Raw genomic sequence first — 21697 nt, 5'->3', positions numbered from 1 at the left:
GCCTTTCGAGCAAAATCATACCAAAGACAGATCGATATCCCAAGCCTGCTCGATCAACGGCACGCCAAAGCTGGTCACCGGTTTGGACGCGCGCAGCACCCAGCCATGTGCCGCATAAAGCGCACAGGCAGCCCGGTGGCTTTCATGTGTCCAAAGCTCCATGCGACGGTAACCCGCGTCTTTGGCAAAATCCATGTTGGCCTGCAAAAGCCGCTTGCCCAGCCCCTTGCCGCGCGCGTCGGGCGTGAGGAAGAACAGGCGCAGCTTGGCGGTCTCATCGCTGAGCCGCACGCAGAAGATGCAGCCGAGCCGCTGTCCGTCTTCCCAGGCGATGAAGCCGCGCTCTCGCTCGGGATCATGGTCTGCGGCAAAATCGTTCAGAATCTGCGCCACCAGCGCGCCAAAGCTTTCATCGAAGCCTTCGTCCTGTGCGTATTGGCTTTGGTGGGCCTCGACGAGCCAGTCGATGTCATCGGGCGAGAAAGGGGCGAGTGTCACGGTCATAACCGCAAGTGACCTCAGGCCGCCTTGCAAAGCAAGCCCTGCCCCGCTACCTACCCATGTCAAAACAAGGTGGACCTAAACATGGGCATCAACGACGAACGCGAGATCGAAGCCAACCTGCAGATCGGGCCGACCGATCACGGCATGGTGCGTTTGTTCATCTACGGCGAGGGGCTTGAGATCCCGATGGATTTCGAACCCGAAGAGGCCGAGGAAATCGCCGAGGAAATCCTCGCCGCCGCCAAGGGTGCCCGCAAGGTGAAGCCCGCCAAGAAAGGCCGCTGAGCCTTTCCATTCAATTTCAAGGACCGTGCCATGCCCGTCTTTCTCGACAGCCAGCAGGATGATTTCGAGCGCGCCTTTGCCGCGCTTTTGAGCGCCAAACGCGAGGACAGCCCGGATGTTGACGATGTCGTCGCCGGGATCATCGCCGATGTGCGCGCGCGCGGCGATGCGGCGGTGCTGGAACTGACGGCGAAGTTTGACCGCATGGAGCTGGATGCCGCCGGAATGCGGTTTTCGGAAGCTGAGATCGACACGCTGTGCGCGCAGGTGCCCGAAGAGGAGGCGCGCGCGCTGGAGCAGGCGGCGGAGCGCATTCGGGCTTATCACCTCCGGCAGATGCCCGAGGATGCAAGCTGGACCGACGCCGAAGGGGCGACCTTGGGCTGGCGCTGGACGGCGGTGTCTGCGGCGGGGCTTTATGTGCCCGGCGGGCTGGCCTCTTATCCTTCCTCGGTTCTGATGAACGCGATTCCGGCCAAGGTGGCGGGTGTGGAGCGGCTGGCGATTACCGTGCCGACGCCCGATGGCGTGGCCAACCCGGCCGTTCTTCTTGCCGCGAAGATCGCGGGTGTTGACGAGATTTACCGGATCGGCGGCGCGCAGGCGATTGCCGCGCTGGCCTATGGCACCGAGACCATCGCGCCGGTGGACAAGATCACCGGGCCGGGCAACGCCTTTGTCGCGGCGGCCAAGCGCCGGGTGTTCGGCAAGGTGGGCATCGACATGATTGCCGGCCCGTCCGAGATTCTGGTGATTGCCGACGCGGAGAATGATCCGGACTGGATCGCGCTCGACCTGATGAGCCAGGCGGAGCACGACGAAAGCGCGCAGTCTCTGCTGATCACGACGGACGCAGATTTTGGTCAGGCGGTGTCCGAGGCAGTGGACAAACGTCTGGAAACACTGGAGCGGCGCGCGATTGCGGGCGCAAGCTGGCGCGATTTTGGCGCTGTGATTACGGTGCGGGATCTGGATGAGGCGGCGGCGCTGTCGAACCGGATTGCACCGGAGCATCTGGAATTGTGCGTGGCGGACCCGGAGGGGCTTGCCGAAAAATGTGTCCACGCGGGGGCGATTTTCCTCGGGCAATGGACGCCGGAGGCGATTGGCGATTACGTCGGCGGGCCGAACCACGTTCTGCCCACGGCCCGCTCGGCCCGGTTCAGTTCCGGCCTGTCGGTGATGGATTTCGTAAAACGCACGACCATGGCGCGCATGTCGCCGGAAGCGCTCCGCGCGATTGGACCGGCGGCGGAGGTTCTGGCGTCGTCCGAGAGCCTTGAGGCGCATGGTTTGTCGGTGACGGCGCGGCTCAAGAAACTCAATCGTTAGGGGTTTCACCGCGCAAGCGCGTTTCTTGCAGAAACGCGGTTCAGGGCGCTGCCCTCGCCCCCTTGGGGCTCACCCGAGGTATTTCTGGCCCAAAGAAACCGCGAGAGCGCTCTCAAAGCAGGGTTGGGCCGTCCTGTTCCATTTCCAGCGCGAGCGGCGCGGGGGTGCCACCGAGATCGTCTGTTCTGAGCCCTTCGACGGGGCGCGACAGGCGGTTGCGCACCACCCAGTGCAGGCGCGATTGGGCGCGGGTGATGGCCACATAGGCGAGGCGTTTCCACAAAGGCTGGCCCGCTTCGGTGCGGCCCATGCGGGCGGCGGCATAAAGGTCCGGGGCGAAGACCTGAACGTCATCCCATTGCGAGCCCTGCGCCTTGTGAATCGTGACGGCAGAGCCATGCAGGAAGGTGGCGCCCATGCGGGCGGCATAGGGGATGAACGGCTCTTCTTCGTCCGGTTTTTCGATTTTGACGATGGAGGCAGCGGAGACCTGCGGCTCCAGCGCGCCCATGACATGCAGTTTGGAAAAGCCCGGTTTGCGACCCGGGCCGAGGTAGATGACCTGCGCGCCTTTGATCAGCCCGCGCGCCTCCAGATCGAGGCGCTTTTTGCGGTGTTTCAGAGGCAGTTCGATGCCGTCACAGATCAGAGGTTCACCCGGCAGGAGTTCGGTGTCTGGAGCGCCATGGACGGCGCGGAACGCTTTGATCAGGCGAATCCGGGTGGCGTTGCGCCAGACCAGAACCGGGCTGCGGGCCATGAGGTCGACCTCGACGCGCTGTGCCCAGATGACGCGGTCGTCCTGCGCCGCTTTTTCTTCGACGAGGCGTTCGAAATCCTCGAAGCCGAGCTGAGGATCGGCCAGCGCGTGAGCGAGATCAAGGATCGGGTTGTCGGCGGCCTGTCGGTGAATGCGACTGAGCTCGAGCTTTTGCTCATCGGCGAGGCTGTCGAAAACGAGCTTCCCGGATTGGTTGACGGGCGCGAGCTGGGCCGGGTCTCCGAAGAGGACGAGGTTGGGGAAAATCTCTTTGAGATCATCGAATTGACGATCGTCGAGCATGGAAGCTTCATCGACAAAGCCGATGTCAAGCGGCTCGTCGCGGCGCTTCCAGCCGGTAATGAAATCGCTGCCTCTGAGACCGGCGGCGGCCAAAGCGGCCGGGACGGACTTGTTCGCCACATAGCTGGCCTCGGCGCGGGCGAAGGCCTCTTCTGACATCTCTTCGAGATCAGGGCGTTCGCCGTTCCCCATCAGCCATTCGGCCAGCTTTTCATATTCGGGATCGTAGACCGGCGTGTAGATGATTCGGTGGATCGTCGTGGCCGGAACGCCGCGCATGCGCAGGACGCTGGCGGCCTTGTTGGTGGGGGCGAGGATGGCGAGGGTACGTTTTTCGCGGCGACGCTTGCTCTCATAGTCGCCGGAAATGATTTCAACATCAATGGCTTCGAGGGCCTTGACCAGTTCGGCCAGAAGCAGCGTCTTGCCGCTTCCCGCCTTACCCATCAGGGCCATGACCCTTTGACGTCCCTCTTGTGCGGGCAGGCAAAGCCCTTCGTCCAGATCGACCCCGGCGCCACGCAGAAGCGTGGTCACCTGGTCAAAAGCGTGGGCCTGATCGTCGGAGAGCGTGAGGGCTGGGGCGTTCATGCGCGCACCCTACCCCCGGCGTCTGCCGGGTGCCAGACGCTTTAGGCGGCGGCGAGTTCTTCGGTGGTCATGGTGCTGCCAAAGGCCATTTCGAACCAGCGCTTGGAGAGGTCAATGGACAGACCTGCGCTTTTGGCCACGGCGCGCTGGGTGTCTTCGGTGAACTCCCACAGGCCGACGCTGATCGCTTCGCGGCCTTCGCCGACTGTGCCGAGCACTTCCGGGCAGGAACCGATGCGGCGGAAAACGCGGACCATATGGGCAAAGATCACGCCGACGAAATGCTCGACGCCGAACTCTTCCATGATATGACCGGCGGCCAGCATCAAAGCGGCGGCGACGCCGGGGCGCGCGCCCTTGGCGAGACAGAAGCGGGTGCATTCCCAGATCAGCGGCGACTTGATCGTTACGCCGTCCGTCAGATGGGTGAAATGATCGTTGACCATGGTCGGGCCCATGGTCGGCATCAGGCGCAGCGAGCCGCCGTGGGTGCCATCCGCGTTCTGCCAGATGATGTAGAGCGGGTTGTCGTGATCGTATTCGTCGCGCTCCAGACCGTCTTCGTCCACGGAGACGTCCCAGTCATGGCGGGATTTGAATTGGGCGGCGCGGTCCTCGAACATGGTGCGGGCGAGGCGCGGAAACTTGTGCAGGTCTTCCCCATAAACGTAACGGATCATTGTGTTTTCCCCTGAGCAATGCGTCGTTGATGGGGAAAATCTGACGGGGCGTGGTTAATGAGATTTGACCACGGCGCACGGGAAATTAAGCCGAGGTTCACTCAGCTTAACAATTAGACAACAATCAGCCCCCGGCTCAGGGCACGGGCCACTGCATGGGTGGTGTTCATCGCGCCCAGTTTGTGGCGCGCGCTTTCGACATACACCCGGAGCGTGTGCTCGGAAATGGAAAGCGAGTTGGCCGCCTGTGCCCTGTTATAGCCGCTGGCGAGCAGCGTCATGGCCTCGATCTCGCGGGGGGACAGGGGCTGGGCGGCTTCGGGCTTGCGCCCCGGCTCGAACTCCAGCGCCTTTTGATTGAATGAATGCGCGATCAGGATCAGGTCACGGCGGTGTTGCTTCTTGAAGACCTCCCATTCCTCGTCGCTGCAGTTGTGACTGAGCGTAAAATGAGCAAATTGCCCGTTCGGCCCCCGGATCGGGATGGAGTAACCTTGATTACCGACACCGTGAGCAATGGCATCCTGCATGAAGGTGCGGGCTGCCTTGCTTGACCAATCCAGTTGTTTCCAGTCGACCGGGTGGAATTGCTGATAACAGCCAACAATAACCGGATCGATGCGAAGATACCCTTTGGCGATGTAACGCTCGACCCAGACCATATCGTAGGTGCCGCAGCCATATTGATCGCCATCACTGTTAACCCAATGGTAAATCAGGTGATCGACACCAAACGCATCGCGCAGGGTTTCGATCACGCCCTGGAGGTCGTCAAGACACTCCGCGCATTCCAATTGCTCTATCAGAGCATCCAACTGCGGCATGCTGTCCGCGAACGCCAATTTTGGTTCCCTCACCACGGGACGCCATCTCGGCCTGTGCAATAAGATGCACCTCGTCCAGCTGCGCTGCGAGAGTCGGCAGACCATTCGAGCGTGCGAACGTTTCCAGGTCGGTCAGAACGTCGAGTATCCAATCATGTCCCATAGTGAGCCTCTCTCTTCGGTGGTTAATGAAGCGTTAAGACAACTCTAGCATGCGGTGATTTGAGTTAATATTCGCGAAAAATCCCTCCCCAAAAACTGCGAGGGGGCGTTTGCGCAAGTGTCTGGTTTTAAATGAGGCGGCTTGAGACGCAGAACGCCCGCGAATGCCGGGAGGCGATTCGCGGGCGTTCGAGGCCGAGAGGGATTCGGCCGACGTGTTTACTTCTTGGCTTCGAGTGCGTCCTCGAAGGTGCGCAGGCCAGTTGTCGGGGCCTGAACCAGCACGGCCATGTTGCCCGGCTTATGCTCGTTGCGCAGCATCTTCATGTGCGCCTCGGGGATTTCGTCCCACGGGAACACTTCGGACATGCACGGATCGAGGCGACGCTCCAGCATCAGCTGGTTGGCGGCCGCGGCCTGCTTGAGGTGGGCGAAGTGGGAGCCCTGCAGGCGCTTCTGGTGCATCCACATGTAGCGCACGTCGAAGGTGGTGTTGAAGCCGGAGGTGCCGGCGCAGATCACAACCATGCCGCCCTTCTTCACAACCAGAGTGGAGACCGGGAAGGTCGCCTCACCGGGGTGTTCGAAGACCATGTCGACATTGTTGCCCTTGCCTGTGATCTCCCAGATCGCCTTGCCAAACTTGCGCGCTTCTTTGAGCCACTCATTGTATTCGGGGCTGTTCACCGTCGGGAGCTGGCCCCAGCAGTTGAAGTCCTTGCGGTTGATGACACCCTTGGCGCCCTGATCCATCACGAATTGACGCTTGCTCTCGTCCGAGATCACGCCAATCGCGTTGGCACCAACGGTGTTGGCCAGCTGGATCGCGTAGGAACCAAGACCACCCGAAGCACCCCAGACCAGAACGTTCTGGCCCGGCTTCAGCTCGTGCGGGTGGTGACCGAAGAGCATGCGGTAGGCGGTGGCGAGCGTCAGCGTGTAGCAGGCGGCCTCTTCCCATGTCAGGTGCTTGGGGCGGCGCATGAGCTGCTGTGCCTGAGCGCGGGCAAACTGGGCAAAGGAGCCGTCGCCGGTCTCATAACCCCAGATACGCTGCGTCGGGGAGAGCATCGGATCGCCACCGTTGCACTCTTCGTCGTCGCCGTCGTCCTGGTTACAGTGGATGACAACCTCGTCGCCCACTTTCCAGTTCTTCACCTTGTCACCCACGGCCCAAACGATGCCGGACGCATCGGAGCCTGCGATGTGGTAATCCTGACCGTGCACGTCGAAGGGGCTGATCGGAACACCCTTGCCCGCCCAGACGCCGTTGTAGTTCACGCCTGCCGCCATAACGAGAACGAGAACCTCGTGGCTGTCGATTTCCCAGGTGTCGACCACTTCGACCTGGAACGACTTGTCGGGATCGCCGTGACGTTCGCGGCGGATGCTCCACGCGTACATCTGCTTGGGCACATAGCCCATGGGCGGCATTTCACCGATTTCGTAGAGGTCTTTTTCCGGCGCGTCGTACTGGGCGATCCCGGATTGCAGATCAAGTGCCATGGCGGCCTCCTAGCTTGTCCATTCGTTAACCGCTCCCTCTGCACTGCAGAATCGCGGATTGAAGCCCTGAATACGCGCGGCCGCGTAATATTGCAACCACGTGGGCGCCGTTTTTGTAATTTTATAACCGAGCGATTGCAGAATTTCCAATGCGCTTGCAGAAAGCCCTTGTTTTTCAGGCGTTCAGATGATGGGCGAGAGAATTTGCATAGAATGTCACGATGTCGCGCTTGCCTTGGGCGATCCCGAAACGCCCGTCCTGCTCCGTTAGGATGCCGCGTTCGACCAGCGCGCGCAGACCTGTTTCGACCGCATAGTCGCGATTGTTGCGCGGAAGGTGGACGTGCACGCCTCCCAGCTGTTTTAGATGCTCGGCAAAGGCAACCTCCACCTCTGCGCGGGTTTTCGGCCCGTCCAGAAGGATGTGGCAGACCAAGGGCACCGGCAAAACCGGGACAATCCCGGCGATGCGCTGCATCAGTTCTTCGCTGAGCTTGTCCGGTTGCTCCGACAATTCGGGAAAGAGGCGCAGCGAGAGCGGCGCACCGAAGCTGACCGCAGCATAGCCGAAGCGATGGAACCGTCCGGTCACACGCAGCCAGATCTGCTTGCCGATGGCCGCAAACACATGCCGCACAGACACGCCGAAGCGGTCCGCACCGGTCTTGTCCTTATTGATCAGCGTCACGTCTTCGAGTACGCGATCGTAGTTGAGGGCCACCGGCACAAACACCACGTCGCGCGCGTCCAGATCGAGATCATCAAGGATGTAACTGAGCAGCCCCAGCTTGGGTTCGCGCAGCGCACCGTCAAGACTCAGCCCCCCTTCCGGGAAGATCGCCTGCGTCACGCCACCCGCCGTGGCCATCTGCACATAGCGCCGCAAAACCTTGCGATAGAGGCCGTCGCGCGATCTGCGCCGGATGAAATAAGCGCCCATGGACCGGATCAGCGCGGAGAGCGGCCAGACCTGCGCCCATTCGCCCACCGCATAAGAGAGTGTGGTCCGATCCGCCGCCAAATGGGTGACCAGAACATAGTCCATGTTGGAGCGGTGGTTCATGACAAAGACCACGGTGGAGTCGGTCCCGACCTTTGCCAGCGCCTCTGCATCCATGTGGCCTAACCGCACGCGGTAAAGCGCGTTCGACAAAAACCGCGCCCCGCGCACGCCCCAGCCGAAATAGGAGAAGGCCGAGAAGGACGGGACAATCTCGCGCGCGTATCGCCGCGCGCGCTCAAAGGCGACGTCCTCGCGCACACCGTTTTCGCGGGCATAGTCGACAATGGCTTCGGTCACGTCCGGGTCGTAGCACAGACGCTGAATCAGATCGTACCGGCGCAACAGCTTGAACGGCTCGATGGGCCGCTCCAGACGTTTGTTGAGCTGCCCGACAGCCCGTTCCATCCGGCGCCGAAAGAACCAGCGCACGGAAGGAAACAGAAAATGCGAGGCAAATGTCACCACCGCGAAAAGCAGGATGAGCACAAAAAGCCAGAGCGGAAGTGTCACCGGTTGCGTCATTGCCCGCAGCCTTGCAAGCAAGGCGGCTTTGGGCAAGAGCGGGATTGGTATCGGGACGCTTTGCCCGGACGCAAACAGGGCCAAATCGCCAAGCGAGGCGCTTCGCCGCGCCGCAGCGACTCCCAAAAGACAGTCTGCTGCGCTAATCTAACCCAATCGCTGCAACGCGGCGAATTGACAGGGTCATAAAATTTCGTGTACCCAGTCTGAAACGCAAGATGATTGCGGTAAAGATTCCTGCTCTACGGAGGCCCCGATGACCGAGACCACCCAGCCCGAACGCGACCGCCCGTGGCTTATCCGCACTTACGCCGGACACTCGACAGCCGAAAAATCCAACGCGCTGTACCGTGCGAATCTGGCCAAGGGTCAGACCGGCCTTTCCGTGGCGTTCGATCTGCCGACACAGACAGGCTATGACAGCGATCATATCCTGAGCCGCGGCGAAGTGGGCAAGGTGGGCGTGCCGGTTTGTCATCTGGGCGACATGCGCGCGCTGTTCGACCAGATCCCGCTGGAACAGATGAACACCTCCATGACGATCAATGCGACAGCGCCATGGCTCTTGTCGCTTTATATCGCGGTGGCCGAGGAACAGGGGGCCGATGTCAGCAAATTGCAGGGCACCGTGCAAAATGACCTGATCAAGGAATACCTGAGCCGCGGCACGTATATCTGTCCGCCGAAACCGAGCCTTAAGATGATCGGGGATGTGGCGGAATATTGCTATCACAACGTTCCGAAATGGAACCCGATGAACGTCTGTTCCTATCACCTGCAGGAAGCGGGCGCGACGCCGGAGCAGGAGCTTTCCTTTGCGCTGGCCACGGCAATTGCGGTTCTGGACGAATTGCGCCCCCGCGTGGCCGAGGAAGATTTCCCGGCGCTGTGTGGCCGCATTTCCTTCTTTGTGAACGCAGGCATTCGGTTTGTCACCGAGATGTGCAAGATGCGCGCCTTTGTGGATCTGTGGGATGAAATTCTGCTCGAACGTTATGGCGTCGAGAATGCGAAATTCCGCCGTTTCCGCTATGGCGTTCAGGTCAACTCGCTTGGCCTGACCGAACAGCAGCCCGAGAATAACGTCTATCGCATTCTTATCGAAATGCTGGCGGTGACCCTGTCCAAGAAAGCCCGCGCCCGCGCCGTGCAATTGCCCGCATGGAACGAAGCGCTTGGCCTGCCGCGCCCCTGGGATCAGCAATGGTCCATGCGCATGCAGCAGATTTTCGCGTATGAGACGGACCTGCTCGAATACGACGACCTGTTTGAGAACAACCCGGCGGTCGATCGCAAGGTTGAGGCGCTGAAAGAGGGCGCGCGGTCCGAACTGGCGAATATCGAAAGCATGGGCGGCGCAATTGGCGCGATCGACTATATGAAAGGCCGCCTCGTTGAATCGAATGCGGAACGCCTCGGCCGTATTGAACGGAATGAAACCACCGTGGTGGGCGTGAACCGCTGGACGGAAGGCGAGGACTCGCCTCTCGTGGGCGAAGACGGCGGCATCATGGTTGTTGACCCTGCGGTCGAGCAAGAGCAGGTCGCGCGTCTGAACGCATGGCGCGGGGAGCGTGACGATGCCGCCGTGAAAGCCGCGCTGGCCGCGCTGCGCGAGGCTGCCAAAACCGGCGAAAACGTCATGCCGGCCTCCATCGAATGCGCCAAGGCGGGCGTCACCACGGGCGAATGGGCCGGCGAGATGCGCAATGTCCATGGCGAGTATCGCGGCCCGACGGGTGTGTCGAAAGCCATCTCGAACAAGACTGAAGGCCTTGATGATCTTCGCGAATTGGTCGACGCGGTTTCGAACCGGCTGGGCAAACGCCTGCGCTTCCTCGTTGGCAAGCCGGGCCTTGATGGTCACTCCAACGGCGCTGAGCAGATCGCTTTCCGCGCCCGCGATTGCGGCATGGAAATTGACTACGAAGGCATTCGCCTGACCCCGGAGCAGATCATCGAAGCGGCCAAGGATGGCGCGCATGTGATCGGCCTGTCCATCCTGTCCGGCAGCCATATTCCGCTGCTCGAAGAGGTGATGAAACGCCTGCGCGACGAAGGTCTGGACATCCCGGTGGTTGTCGGCGGGATCATTCCCGACGACGACGCCCAGCGCCTGCTGGCCATGGGAGTTGCCAAGGTCTACACCCCGAAAGACTTTGAACTGAACGCCATCATGCATGATGTGGCGGTGCTGGCTGACCCCAAGGCGGTTGCGGCACAATAACCGATCCGCAGCAACAACTGCGAAACGATTGACGCAAAGGCGGCTCTCCCAAACGGAGAGCCGCCTTTCGCTTTTTAGCGTCACTTTCCGCCTATTTTGAGTTTATTAACCTTCTGACACAAAAGTACGCTTGTGAATTGCCGGGTTAATTTTATTTGTCGAAACAGGAAATGGAGAAAAACAATGTCGATCGACCTTGAAAAAATGGCGCGCGAAGAACTTGAAACACTCATCAAGGACGCGCAAAAAGCTTTGAAATCTGTTGATGCGCGTCGCCGCGCCGAAGCCAAACGCGCCGCTGAAAAAGCCGCAAAGGAATTCGGCTATTCGCTTGATGAAGTCATCGGTGCAGGTACCAAAGGTTCCAAAGGTGCGCCGAAATACGCCAACCCCGCTGATCCGTCACAAACCTGGACCGGCCGTGGCCGCAAACCGAATTGGGTCATCGACGCACTGAAAAACGGCTCGTCGCTCGACGACCTCAGCCTCTGAACGGCTGCGCGAATGACAGTTCATATCGGTGCAGAGCCGGGTCAAATCGCTGAAACCGTTTTGCTCCCGGGCGACCCGCTTCGGGCGGAATGGGCAGCCAAGACCTTTTTGGACGAGGCGACCTGCGTCAATCGCGTGCGCGGCATGTTGGGCTATACCGGGACCTATAAGGGGAACCGGGTGACGATCCATGGTTCGGGCATGGGGATGCCGAGCCTGTCGATCTATGCCAACGAATTGATCCGGGATTATGGCGCAAAAACGCTGATCCGAATTGGCTCCTGCGGTGCAATGCAGGAACGCGTCAATATTCGGGACGTCATTCTGGCAATGACAGCATCATCCCTTTCCACACCGTCGCGCGGAATATTCAAAGAGTTGAATTTCGCGCCTTGTGCGGATTACGGGCTTTTGAAAAATGCAGCCGATGTTGCCCAAAACCGGGGTATTTCCTGCCATGTGGGCGGGATTTATTCATCGGATGTGTTTTACGACGAGCGCCCGGATCTGAACGAGCAGATGACACGGCACGGCATTCTCGGCGTCGAAATGGAAGCGGCGGAGCTTTACAATCTCGCGGCAAGATACGGGGTGCGGGCCTTGGCGGTTCTGACCGTGTCTGACCACTTGTTGACGCATGAGGCGCTGCCGTCCGAAGAGCGAGAGCGCTCCTTTGGGGACATGGTGGAAATCGCGCTGGAGGCGGCTTTCGCCTGAACCGGTTCCCTTTTTGAATCAGATGCGCCCGCGCCATTTCGGCTGCGGGCGTTTCTTTTGCTCAAAGGGGCGCGGGGCAAAGCCCCGCCCTACAGACCGTGGGTGCGGTTGTAGCCGTTGCGCGCGGGCTCTTGCCAATTGGCAAGCGTTGCCGGATCCGGAGCCAGAACATCGACCTGCAAAGGGTAACAGGCGGCGACGTCGGAGCTGTGCTCCGCGCTGCAATCGCCGCCGGGACAGGCGCTGAGTGCGCCAAGCAGATCAATCTCGGCGAACAGCGTCAGATGATCTCCGGGGCGAACCGGTGAGGCTTTCATGAAGTACTGCCCCGTGTCGCGCGTGAACCCGGTGCACATGAAAACGTTGAGCACATCGTGGACATGTGGCTCGGCATCCTGCAGCGGCAGATCCGTGGCGCTGGCGAGCGCCCGTGTCAGGTTTGAATGACAACAGTTGTGGTATTGCCCGCCGCTGAGAAGATGGTTCGTATACGGATCGCAGCGGGTGCCGATCACATCGTGCACGGAGCCGCCGAATTCATCAATGCCGTACCAATCCAGCGTGTCCTCGACGATGGTCGCCATGGGGCGCATGGCCGGAAAACTGCTCCAGAGCCTGTCGCCGGTTGTCACATGCGTACCGTGCAGCGCCCGGGTTTTGCCGGAATAGAACCGTTCGGACAGATCGTTGGCGTTCCACAGATTGAGATCCCCCACCTGAGGGCCGTCGACGGAAGTGATGCGAAAGAAGTGGCCGCGCGGCACGTGAAAGGCGCAGGCATCGCGCGGCGGGGCGAGGACCGTCTGTGTGACGTGTGTTGTGGAGAGGGCCGCCGTGTAGAGCCCGAGGTCAGGTTGCGGCAGCGTCTGCGTCGGATAACAGATCACCGGTTTGATCTGTCGGCGGGCCTCCGCGTCGTTCGGGGGCTGGCTCATGTCTGGTTGTCCTTCGTCATCTGTTCTGATCGTCCATCAGGCAGGATTTTGGGGGTGTGCCCCGTGGTCCGGTTATCTCGCCTCCACAGGCCACACATGTCCAGCGGCTGTCTTGTGCCAGACGGTATTCACGCCATCGGCAGCGGCGTGTTTTGCGGTTCGAAAAGACCGCAACGAGGACAAAGGCGATGATCAGGCCGACAAAGACGAGCATTTCCAAGCCCTACAATGACTGGCCTTGGGTCTGAACAGAAAAAGAAAGAGCACCCTGCACCACAGGTTTGCGATGCAGGGTTCATCAGAGGCTCAGGCGGCCAGGGGAATGTCCTCATAGACCGGCGTGTCGGCTTCCTTGCGGGTCTCGGGTGTGAAATAGGCCCAGGCCTGTTCCAGTGCCTCAAGCGCGGCGCGGGCGGCGGCGGATTGACCTTGCGGAGGTGTTACACGTTCACTCATTGGAGTTGCCTTTCAAGGGGTTGGCTACTCCTCCCTGCCCTGTGACATAGGCGCGAAAGCACGGCGAGACAGCCCCCAATTCCTGCAAACGCGTTTTGCGCAGGGTGCAATTGTCGTGGCGTCAACCTTCTGGAAAATAAAAGAAAAACCCCGGGGCGCGCTGGACGTCCCGGGGTTTTGTCTTGGTTGAACCGGTCTTTGGATCAGACCGCGCGCTCAACCATCATCTTCTTGATTTCCGCAATCGCCTTGGCCGGGTTCAGGCCTTTCGGGCAGGTGCGGGCACAGTTCATGATGGTGTGGCAGCGGTAGAGCTTGAACGGATCTTCAAGCTCATCAAGGCGCTCGCCGGTGGCCTCGTCACGGCTGTCAATGATCCAGCGGTACGCATGCAGCAGCGCGGCCGGTCCGAGGTAACGATCACCATTCCACCAGTAAGACGGGCAGGATGTCGAGCAGGAGGCGCACATGACGCATTCATAGAGGCCATCGAGCTTCTTGCGGTCTTCGATGGACTGCTTCCATTCCTTCGCCGGGCGGTTCGTTTTCGTCTCGAGCCACGGCATGATGGAGGCGTGCTGGGCGTAGAAGTGGGTGAGGTCGGGGATCAGGTCCTTGACCACCGGCATGTGCGGCAGCGGGTAGACCTTGACCACGTCGCCCTTGATCTCGTCGAGACCATAGATACAGGCCAGCGTGTTGATCCCGTCGATGTTCATCGCGCACGAGCCACAGATGCCTTCGCGGCAGGAGCGGCGGAAGGTCAGCGTGGGGTCAATCTCGTTCTTGATCTTGATCAGCGCGTCGAGAATCATCGGGCCGCACTTGTCCATGTCGAGGAAGTACGTGTCGACACGCGGGTTTTCCCCATCGTCCGGGGACCAGCGGTAAATCTGGAACTTGCGGACGTTTGTTGCGCCGTCCGGCTTGGGCCAGGTTTTGCCGGTGCGGATTGTAGAGTTTTTGGGGAGTGTAAACTGGACCATCTCGCTCTCCTTATAGAAGCAGGGCCGGCAGCCCCTCGGCCGCCAGGCAGGTCAGGGTCTCGGGTTTCGAGACGATATTGGTGACAATCTCGATGCTCGACTCCGTCACGCCGCCCACGGTGTCCAGCGCAAGCGCGCGGATCTGAGGGGCCGTGGCGTTGTCGATCACGCAGTTGATCGTGGGCTCCACCGGAACACCGGGGAAGCGGTCGGTGACAACACGGGTCACGGTGGATCGGGCTGCCTCGCGGGCGATGCGATCCTGGGTCTGCGAATCGCAGGCGCCAAGAGCCAGCACGCCGATCAAAAGCGCCGTCTTATGTGCGTTCAGTTGAAGCAATAAGTCGTGCCTCGGATCATTTTCGGCGCACCGGGGTAGCAACCGCCATAGCCCATGCCTCCTGCCCCGCGCGTCACGGCACCAAGGCCGAGGTGACGCGCCGCACAAGCGTTGACTTCAAAGGCTTCGTGCTCGGAGCGGGCGCCGCCCTCGATCACACGAACCATGGGCATGTTGTTGCGCCAGGTGGTCTCCATGACGATCTCCTGCCCGCCGTGGGGCACGCCGAACAGGCGATCGTTACAGGCGATCAGGATGTCGCGTTGCCCCTGTTCCGATTCCGCCGAAGTGTCGTCCGCCAGGGCGGCGACAGGCAAAGACATGCCAAGAGTGGCAATGGTGGCGGAAAGGATAAGGGGCATGCGCATTAGAAGGTCCTCGCTTTGGGCGCGATTTTCTTCAGTTCGATGCCGCCTTCATCCTCGGTGGTCAGAGGATCGGTGATGACGGGGCGATAGCTGAGGTCAACCGCAGAGTCATTGACGCGAGCAATCGTGTGTACGCGCCAATTCTTATCATCCCGTTCACTGTAGTCCTCATGGGCGTGAGCGCCACGACTTTCTTTGCGCGCCTCTGCGCCGACGATTGTCGCCAGAGCGTTCGGCATGAGGTTGGTCAGCTCAAGCGTTTCCATCAGGTCCGAGTTCCACACAAGGCTGTGGTCCGTGACCTTTAGATCGCCCATCTTGCCGGCGATTTCGGTCATGGCCTCAACGCCTTCGGCCATTGTCTTGCCGGTGCGGAAGACGGCAGCATCGCGCTGCATGGTCTTCTGCATCTCAAGACGCAGGTCAGCCGTCGGGATCGCGCCGGACGCGTTGCGCAGCCCGTCGAAGCGGTCAAACGACTTGTCGATCTCCGACTTCGGCGCAACCGGGGTTGCGGTGCTCGGGTCAACAACCTTGCCAGCGCGGATCGCGGCGGCGCGGCCAAAGACCACAAGGTCGATGAGCGAGTTGGAGCCAAGACGGTTGGCACCGTGAACAGAGGCACAGCCCGCTTCGCCCACGGCCATGAGGCCCGGAACAACTGCGTTCTGATCGTCTGCCGTCGGGTTGAGCACTTCGCCCCAGTAGTTCGTCGGAATGCCGCCCATGTTGTAGTGTACGGTCGGCAGAACCGGGATCGGCTCTTTGGTCACGTCCACACCGGCGAAGATTTTCGCGGATTCGGAGATGCCCGGAAGGCGCTCGGCCAAGGCTTCGGCAGGCAGGTGCGACAGGTTCAGGTGGATGTGATCCCCCTCGTCGCCCACACCGCGGCCTTCGCGGATTTCCATGGTCATGGAGCGGGACACGTAGTCACGCGGCGCGAGGTCCTTGTAGGTCGGCGCGTAGCGTTCCATGAAACGCTCGCCTTCGGAGTTGGTCAGATAACCACCCTCGCCGCGTGCGCCTTCGGTGATCAGGCAGCCGGAGCCGTAGATGCCGGTCGGGTGGAACTGAACGAACTCCATGTCCTGCATCGGAAGACCAGCGCGGGCTACCATACCGCCACCGTCACCGGTGCAGGTGTGCGCGGAGGTCGCGGAGAAGTAGGCGCGGCCATAGCCTCCAGTCGCCAGAACCACCATCTTCGCGTTGAAGACGTGGAACGTGCCGTCGTCGAGTTTCCAGCACAGAACGCCTTTGCAGACGCCGTCTTCCATCAGAAGATCGATGGCGAAATACTCGATGTAGAACTCGGCGTTGTTCTTCAGCGACTGGCCATAGAGCGTGTGCAGGATGGCGTGGCCGGTGCGGTCAGCCGCGGCGCAGGTGCGCTGAACCGGCGGGCCTTCACCGTATTCGGTGGTGTGGCCGCCGAAAGGACGCTGGTAGATCTTGCCTTCTTCGGTGCGGGAGAAAGGCACGCCATAGTGCTCAAGCTCATAGACCGCTGCCGGGGCGGAGCGGGCGAGGTATTCCATGGCGTCGGTATCGCCGAGCCAGTCGGAGCCTTTGACCGTGTCATACATATGCCACTGCCAGCTGTCCGGGCCCATGTTGGAAAGCGAGGCGGCGATGCCGCCCTGAGCCGCGACGGTGTGCGAGCGGGTCGGGAAAACCTTGGTCACACAGGCGGTGCGGAGACCTTGCTCCGACATGCCGAGCGTCGCGCGCAGACCGGCGCCACCGGCCCCGACCACCACGACGTCATAGTCATGCGTCTCGTATTGGTAAGCTGTTGTCATTGTTCTTTTTCCTTGCAGCGCGCGGGGATCAGAGGGCCATTTTGACGAGGGCGAAGAGCGCCGCTGCGATCAGGACGTAGGAAAACGCCGTGACCGCCACGATCAAAAGCTTGCCGGTCACGCCGTGCACGTAGTCGACGATCGCCTCCTCGGTCTCTGCCTTGAAATGCAGGATCGCGACGGCGGCGGTCAGAGCGGTGATGATGGCCGGGAACGGGCGGGAGAAGTAGGCCAGAACCTCTTCATGGGTGCCGCCCATGCCTGCGCCGAAGGTGAAGACGAAGAGAGGGACCAGCACAACCAGAGCGGCGGAGGTGATCATCATCTTCCAGTGATGGTGCGTGCCGCTGCGGCCGGAGCCAAGACCAATGGCGCGCTTGCGATCTGTCAGGAATGCCATGTCGCGGTCTCCTTATACAACGAGTGCGGTGAACAGGGTCAGGACGGTGGCGCCGACAAACATGCCGAGCCCCATCTTCTCGGAAATCTCGACCTCGACGCAGTAACCAAGGTCCCAGATCACGTGACGCAGACGGCCGAGCATGTGGTACCAGATGGCCCAGGTGGAGAGCAGCAGGATGATATCGCCAATGAAGCTGCGCAGGATCCCGTCGATCACGGCAAAATACGAAGGCGAGCTTGCTGCTGCCAGCAGCCACCAGACCAGCAAGAATGCCGTACCCAGCGAAGCAATGCCTGTGATCCGTACCATGATGGAGGAGATCGAGGTCATCTGCGGACGGTAGTATTGCCCGATCATGAATGGAGAGAGCGGGCGATTGCCCCGGTTGACGTCGGCCATGCGAGATTTCCCTCTTATGAGTTCTCTTCGAGGGTGTTTTAACGGTTTGGCCGGGCAAGTCACGAGGGCTAAGCGCTAACAGGCGCGGTTTTTTGGCGCAATTTGGCGGTTTTCTGTTAATTTGTGATCACAGCACAAAAAGCGTGATCACAAATTGCAAAACCCGGGGGCAGAAGCCTAATTCGCAGGCAACCGCCTTGATTCCAAGTCTGATTTTTTTACTCAGGAAACCCAAGGCGGTCCAATGCCGTCCGGCTTTGCTGGCGCAAGGTCTGGTTTTCTGAGGACAGACCCGCGTTGATCCGGCGCATGAGGGGCGACAGTTTGCGGTGACCGATCAGATCGCGAACAACCGTCGCGATTTCATGGTCCGGTATGTTCAACACATCGGCGGGCGCGGCCGGAAGACTGAGTGGTGACATAGTACCCCCTTTTGAGCAGACAAATCTCTCCCACGTCTCAAGGCTACAAGCAGCGGTTGGCACGAGTCATTGATTTTTGACAAAGACATGACGAAAGCAGGCGATCTGCTCGTAAGAATGGCGTTTATTTTTGGGGTACGGGAAAACGCCTAATCTGGCCGACTATGCTGATTGCCTGACCTTGGAGCGAAAAAACCCCCGACACGGCAGCCGTGACGGGGGCAAATTGGATCTGACTGAACCGCTGCGATGCACCGCGCTCGCATGAGATCCGTGCATCACATTGGCATAAGCGCCCAGTAATCGAGATCGAGCAGGACGTTCTTGTCATACCGCCCTTCCTCGTTCTTGAGCGTAAAGGCCTCGCCGCCTTTGGTCGCAACAAGGCGCAGGCGAATGGCCCCGACGCCCGGAGCGCTGGTTTCTGCCTTGTCCAGAACCTCTGTCCAGGCTTTCACAGTATCCCCGGCAAAGCAGGGGTTTGCATGCGCACCCCCGTTGAGGCCAACGATCATCTGTGCATTGGCCAAACCGTTGAAGGACAAGGCGCGCGCCATGGAGATCACGTGCCCGCCGTAGATCAGCCGGCCTTCGGGGCGGAACGTCAGATCAAAGTGCACCTTGGCCGTGTTCTGCCATAGGCGCGTTGCGATCATGTGCTCCGCTTCTTCGATGGTGACACCGTCGACGTGGTCAATCTTTTCACCGATCTCATAGTCGCCCCAGCGATGCGGCTCCCCTGCGAGGGTGAAGTCATAGCCCGAGAAATCGAGTCCCTCGGGGATGGTCAGATCTTCGGGCACCAGTACCTTCTTGAGATCCGGCAGCACGGTGTCCGGCGCAGGCGCATCAAGGTTCGATTTGCGCACCATGACCCAGCGGACATATTCCATGACGGTCTCGTCACGCTGGTTCAGGCCACGCGTGCGGACGTACACAACGCCGGTCTTGCCATTGGAGTTCTGCTTCAGGCCGATAACTTCGGAGGTCGAACGCAGAGTGTCGCCGGGGTAAACCGGCTTGAGCCAGCGCCCTTCGGCATAGCCCAGGTTCGCCACCGCATTGAGCGAGACATCCGGGACGGTCTTGCCAAAGACGATGTGGAACGCGGCCAGATCGTCGATTGGCGAGGCAGGAAGGCCGGAGGCCTGTGCAAACTGATCCGAAGAGTAGAGCGCGTGACGGGCGGGATAGAGCGCGTGGTAGAGCGCCCGTTCCCCACCGGACACGGTGCGCGGGACGGCATGATCAATTGTCTGACCGATGGCATAGTCTTCGAAAAAGCGGCCGGGGTTGGTCTTGGCCATTTATTGGTCTCCCAGTTTGAGATCAGGTGTGTATTCGCCCGACGCGTCCTTCACCACGGCCTGCCCGCACCGCATCACGCCATTGGCCGCATCAAAGGCGTAGGTCGGGTCGCCATGCAGAACCCACCCCTTGTTCAGGGCCGCGGTGACCTTGTGACAGAAGTCCGACGTGTCATCGGCAGAAAGGAAGCGATAGAGTTTCATGAGCTTATCCGAAAGTTGGGTATCCAAGCCAGGTGTGGACCATACCGATCACGCCAAGCAGCACCACAGAAGCCACAAGGAAGATGGCGTCTTTGCGGATGCTGCCCTTTTCCGGCGGCGTCCAGTCCGGCTCGGCCCGGTTGATGACGTTCATCTCGACAACCGCCCAGAGCGCGAGGCCGCCAAAGAGGATGAACGAGGGTGTGTCGCCGTTGACCAGAAGGTGCGCCAGCGCCCAGAGCAGGAAGCCGGTGAGCATCGGGTGGCGCATTTTGTAGAACAGCGCGCCTTTCGACGGGCCGGGCGAGGTGAGGTAGAGCGCGGCGATCATGATCAGGTTGTTGATGCCGACCGTCGCGGGGTGCCGCCCCCAGAAAAAGGTGCCATCCGCCATGCGGTATCCGAAGATCATCATGAGAATGGAAACACCGATGGCCAGAGCGACAAGACCTTTGCCCTTGTCGCCCATGTTGGCGCGGGCCTCCGGGGCGAGGCGCTTGAAGAAATGCGCCGCGCACCAGAGCGCGACGCCGAGACTCAGAAGCAGCATGGCTTTCTCCTTTGCTGTGCTGCAGCGAGACTGACGTTATTCGGCAAGGGCCGCAATGGCCTCTGCCTTGGCCAGCGTCTTGCGGGCGGTCTCGACATGGAGATTCTCGACGATCTTACCGTCAACCACCGCAACACCGCCGCCCGAGGCCACGGTTTCCTCAAAGGCTTCGATCTGGCGCTTGGCGAGGTCGATTTCCGCATCAGACGGGGCAAAGGCGGTGTTGGCGATGTCCACCTGCGCCGGGTGGATCAGGGTTTTGCCGTCCATGCCCATGTCGCGGCCCTGGTCGCATTCCACCTTGAGCCCTTCGTCATCCTTGAAGGCGTTATAGACGCCATCGACGATAACCACGCCATGCGCCTTGGCGGCGAGCAGGCACAGGCCGATCCCCGGCATCATGGGCAGGCGATCCGGGCGGAAGCGGGAGTTCAGCTCCTTGGCCAGATCGTTGGTGCCCATGACAAAGCCCTTGAGTTGCGGGTGCGCGGCGATTTCAGCAGCGGCGAGCATGCCCTTCGGCGTTTCCATCATCGCCCAAAGCGGCTTGTCCCCGACCAGCGCAGCCAGAGCGTCCAGCTGGGCGGCGCTTTCAACCTTCGGAAGCAGCACCGCATCGCAGTCCATGTCCGCCGCAGCCCGGGCATCGTCCGCGCCCCATTCGGTATCAAGACCATTGATACGCACGATGCGCGTGCGGTTGCCGTAGCTTTCGGCCAGCGCAGCCTTCAGCGTGTCCCGCGCAGCCGGTTTCTCGCCCGGTGCAACCGCATCCTCAAGGTCAAAAATGACGGCATCCACAGGCAGGCCACGGGCTTTTTCAAGCGCGCGCTCCTTGGAACCGGGGATGTAGAGAACGGAGCGATACGGGCGGGCGGCCATGTCCATGGGAGATTCCTCTGAGCAATATTGTTGCGTGAGGAAGGGCATTTTTTACCGGAAAGTTCAAGAAGGAAATTGCCGCAGCGCAGAACTGCCCGGATTTTTCCCATGTTTTCCGGCGAAATGTGTCACATTGGAACGACCGTACGCTGCATTAACCTTTTGTTGGAGGCTGAACCACAAAGTTGGATCAAGCCGAACAATGGCAGAACACGGGCGCTTGAGGGAGCGCTCATCAAAGCAAGAGAGGATCCATACTCCCGGTCAGGCGGCAAAGCCGCGACACCACCGGGCGCCAGCCGAAAGGGCAAAGCGATGACGGATAGATTTGTGAAACTGACCATGCTTTCCGCGGGAATCCTCCTTGGGGCCGCGACAATGGTAAAGGCGCAGGGCGCACAAAACTGTGCACCGCGCGATCTGGTTGTAGAGCGCCTCGCGGACAAATACGGCGAAACGCGCCAGTCCATGGGCCTTGGGGCCAACAACAACATGATGGAAGTGTTCGCCTCTCTCGAGACCGGCTCGTGGACGATTACCGTGACCACGGCCCAGGGCGTTACCTGCCTCGTTGCCAGCGGCCAGGCCTTCGAAGAACTGGCCGAAGCGTTGCCACCTCAAGGGGACGATGCGTGATCTGACCGGGGGAGACGGCTGGCCTCGTGCCGCCGGTTGGATCCAGTGACCCATTGCAACGGCAACTCCCCCATCATGCACTTTCCTATAGTGGAT

At 60.6% G+C, this 21697-nt stretch carries 25 protein-coding genes; 6 read left to right on the top strand and 19 right to left on the bottom strand.

Translation table 11 applies throughout. From position 1 onward, the window contains the following. Positions 1 to 15: 15 nt before the first annotated feature. The gene (locus E4662_RS18280; protein ID WP_136443049.1) at positions 16 to 504 is read right to left on the bottom strand and encodes a GNAT family N-acetyltransferase; all 489 of its coding nucleotides are present in this window, start codon (positions 502 to 504) and stop codon (positions 16 to 18) included. 81 nt (positions 505 to 585) lie between these two features. Between E4662_RS18280 and E4662_RS18275 the strand changes: the two genes are divergently transcribed. Both E4662_RS18275 and hisD read left to right on the top strand, forming a co-directional pair. Then, positions 586 to 789 (top strand): DUF6324 family protein, encoded by a 204-nt coding sequence (locus E4662_RS18275; RefSeq protein WP_136443048.1) that lies wholly within the window; start codon positions 586 to 588, stop codon positions 787 to 789. A gap of 30 nt (positions 790 to 819) precedes the next feature. Further along, the gene (gene hisD, locus E4662_RS18270) at positions 820 to 2121 is read left to right on the top strand and encodes a histidinol dehydrogenase (protein ID WP_136443047.1); all 1302 of its coding nucleotides are present in this window, start codon (positions 820 to 822) and stop codon (positions 2119 to 2121) included. Positions 2122 to 2233: 112 nt separating this feature from the next. Here the strand turns inward: hisD and E4662_RS18265 are convergent, their stop codons facing one another. From E4662_RS18265 to E4662_RS18240, 5 genes are all read right to left on the bottom strand, one after another. Then, positions 2234 to 3775: an ATP-dependent DNA helicase gene (locus E4662_RS18265; protein ID WP_136443046.1), complete on the bottom strand. Its 1542-nt coding sequence runs from the start codon at positions 3773 to 3775 to the stop codon at positions 2234 to 2236. 41 nt (positions 3776 to 3816) lie between these two features. Beyond that, the gene (locus tag E4662_RS18260; RefSeq protein ID WP_136443045.1) at positions 3817 to 4455 is read right to left on the bottom strand and encodes an acyl-homoserine-lactone synthase; all 639 of its coding nucleotides are present in this window, start codon (positions 4453 to 4455) and stop codon (positions 3817 to 3819) included. Between the two features lie 113 nt (positions 4456 to 4568). Beyond that, positions 4569 to 5279 (bottom strand): helix-turn-helix transcriptional regulator, encoded by a 711-nt coding sequence (locus E4662_RS18255; RefSeq protein ID WP_136443044.1) that lies wholly within the window; start codon positions 5277 to 5279, stop codon positions 4569 to 4571. A gap of 381 nt (positions 5280 to 5660) precedes the next feature. Continuing rightward, entirely contained in the window at positions 5661 to 6947 is a 1287-nt protein-coding gene (ccrA, locus tag E4662_RS18245; RefSeq protein WP_136443042.1) for a crotonyl-CoA carboxylase/reductase, read from the bottom strand. A gap of 175 nt (positions 6948 to 7122) precedes the next feature. After that, a complete protein-coding gene (locus E4662_RS18240; protein ID WP_136443041.1) occupies positions 7123 to 8472 on the bottom strand; it encodes a 1-acyl-sn-glycerol-3-phosphate acyltransferase in 1350 nt (449 codons plus the stop codon). A gap of 190 nt (positions 8473 to 8662) precedes the next feature. On the opposite strand from E4662_RS18240, the gene E4662_RS18235 reads away from it, so the two are divergent. The 3 genes from E4662_RS18235 to deoD all read left to right on the top strand — a co-directional run bounded on the left by E4662_RS18235 (position 8663) and on the right by deoD (position 11908). Then, a complete protein-coding gene (locus tag E4662_RS18235; RefSeq protein ID WP_276606315.1) occupies positions 8663 to 10699 on the top strand; it encodes a protein meaA in 2037 nt (678 codons plus the stop codon). Positions 10700 to 10882: 183 nt separating this feature from the next. Next, the gene (locus tag E4662_RS18230; protein ID WP_136443168.1) at positions 10883 to 11191 is read left to right on the top strand and encodes an H-NS histone family protein; all 309 of its coding nucleotides are present in this window, start codon (positions 10883 to 10885) and stop codon (positions 11189 to 11191) included. 12 nt (positions 11192 to 11203) lie between these two features. Beyond that, positions 11204 to 11908 (top strand): purine-nucleoside phosphorylase, encoded by a 705-nt coding sequence (gene deoD, locus E4662_RS18225; protein ID WP_136443039.1) that lies wholly within the window; start codon positions 11204 to 11206, stop codon positions 11906 to 11908. An 89-nt stretch (positions 11909 to 11997) separates the two neighbouring features. On the opposite strand, the gene E4662_RS18220 is transcribed toward deoD, so the two are convergent. The 13 genes from E4662_RS18220 to E4662_RS18160 form a co-directional block, all read right to left on the bottom strand. Beyond that, a complete protein-coding gene (locus tag E4662_RS18220; protein ID WP_136443038.1) occupies positions 11998 to 12843 on the bottom strand; it encodes an urea carboxylase-associated family protein in 846 nt (281 codons plus the stop codon). Positions 12844 to 13149: 306 nt separating this feature from the next. Next, positions 13150 to 13299, bottom strand: coding sequence for a hypothetical protein (locus E4662_RS24135; RefSeq protein WP_168798015.1), 150 nt, complete (start codon positions 13297 to 13299; stop codon positions 13150 to 13152). Positions 13300 to 13502: 203 nt separating this feature from the next. Beyond that, on the bottom strand, positions 13503 to 14285 hold the full coding sequence (locus E4662_RS18210) for a succinate dehydrogenase iron-sulfur subunit (RefSeq protein WP_136443036.1): 783 nt from the start codon (positions 14283 to 14285) through the stop codon (positions 13503 to 13505). A gap of 10 nt (positions 14286 to 14295) precedes the next feature. Then, a complete protein-coding gene (locus tag E4662_RS18205; protein ID WP_240705241.1) occupies positions 14296 to 14625 on the bottom strand; it encodes a hypothetical protein in 330 nt (109 codons plus the stop codon). Beyond that, positions 14613 to 14993 carry a hypothetical protein gene (locus E4662_RS18200; RefSeq protein ID WP_136443035.1) on the bottom strand — a complete coding sequence of 127 codons (381 nt, stop codon included), beginning with the start codon at positions 14991 to 14993 and terminating at the stop codon, positions 14613 to 14615. The genes E4662_RS18205 and E4662_RS18200 overlap by 13 nt, the downstream gene beginning before the upstream one ends. Next, on the bottom strand, positions 14993 to 16798 hold the full coding sequence (sdhA, locus tag E4662_RS18195) for a succinate dehydrogenase flavoprotein subunit (protein WP_136443034.1): 1806 nt from the start codon (positions 16796 to 16798) through the stop codon (positions 14993 to 14995). The genes E4662_RS18200 and sdhA overlap by 1 nt, the downstream gene beginning before the upstream one ends. 28 nt (positions 16799 to 16826) lie before the next feature. Then, positions 16827 to 17198 (bottom strand): succinate dehydrogenase, hydrophobic membrane anchor protein, encoded by a 372-nt coding sequence (gene sdhD / locus E4662_RS18190; RefSeq protein ID WP_136443033.1) that lies wholly within the window; start codon positions 17196 to 17198, stop codon positions 16827 to 16829. A 12-nt stretch (positions 17199 to 17210) separates the two neighbouring features. Then, on the bottom strand, positions 17211 to 17600 hold the full coding sequence (gene sdhC, locus E4662_RS18185; protein ID WP_136443032.1) for a succinate dehydrogenase, cytochrome b556 subunit: 390 nt from the start codon (positions 17598 to 17600) through the stop codon (positions 17211 to 17213). Positions 17601 to 17818: 218 nt separating this feature from the next. Then, a complete protein-coding gene (locus E4662_RS18180; protein ID WP_136443031.1) occupies positions 17819 to 18022 on the bottom strand; it encodes a hypothetical protein in 204 nt (67 codons plus the stop codon). 278 nt (positions 18023 to 18300) lie between these two features. Further along, on the bottom strand, positions 18301 to 19329 hold the full coding sequence (locus E4662_RS18175; RefSeq protein ID WP_136443030.1) for a MaoC family dehydratase: 1029 nt from the start codon (positions 19327 to 19329) through the stop codon (positions 18301 to 18303). Next, positions 19330 to 19533: a DUF1737 domain-containing protein gene (locus E4662_RS18170; RefSeq protein WP_136443029.1), complete on the bottom strand. Its 204-nt coding sequence runs from the start codon at positions 19531 to 19533 to the stop codon at positions 19330 to 19332. 4 nt (positions 19534 to 19537) lie between these two features. Then, positions 19538 to 20083 carry an NnrU family protein gene (locus E4662_RS18165; RefSeq protein WP_136443028.1) on the bottom strand — a complete coding sequence of 182 codons (546 nt, stop codon included), beginning with the start codon at positions 20081 to 20083 and terminating at the stop codon, positions 19538 to 19540. 36 nt (positions 20084 to 20119) lie between these two features. After that, positions 20120 to 20971: an HpcH/HpaI aldolase/citrate lyase family protein gene (locus E4662_RS18160; RefSeq protein ID WP_136443027.1), complete on the bottom strand. Its 852-nt coding sequence runs from the start codon at positions 20969 to 20971 to the stop codon at positions 20120 to 20122. 336 nt (positions 20972 to 21307) lie between these two features. Here E4662_RS18160 and E4662_RS18155 point away from each other — a divergent pair, with 336 nt between their 5' ends. Next, the gene (locus tag E4662_RS18155; RefSeq protein ID WP_420819276.1) at positions 21308 to 21601 is read left to right on the top strand and encodes a hypothetical protein; all 294 of its coding nucleotides are present in this window, start codon (positions 21308 to 21310) and stop codon (positions 21599 to 21601) included. The last annotated feature ends 96 nt before the right edge of the window (positions 21602 to 21697 follow it).

Source organism: Pacificoceanicola onchidii (genome assembly GCF_004804335.1).
Taxonomy (GTDB): domain Bacteria; phylum Pseudomonadota; class Alphaproteobacteria; order Rhodobacterales; family Rhodobacteraceae; genus Pacificoceanicola; species Pacificoceanicola onchidii.
Note: the sequence above shows the minus strand (reverse complement) of the source record. Positions and strands in the feature narration are given on the sequence as shown.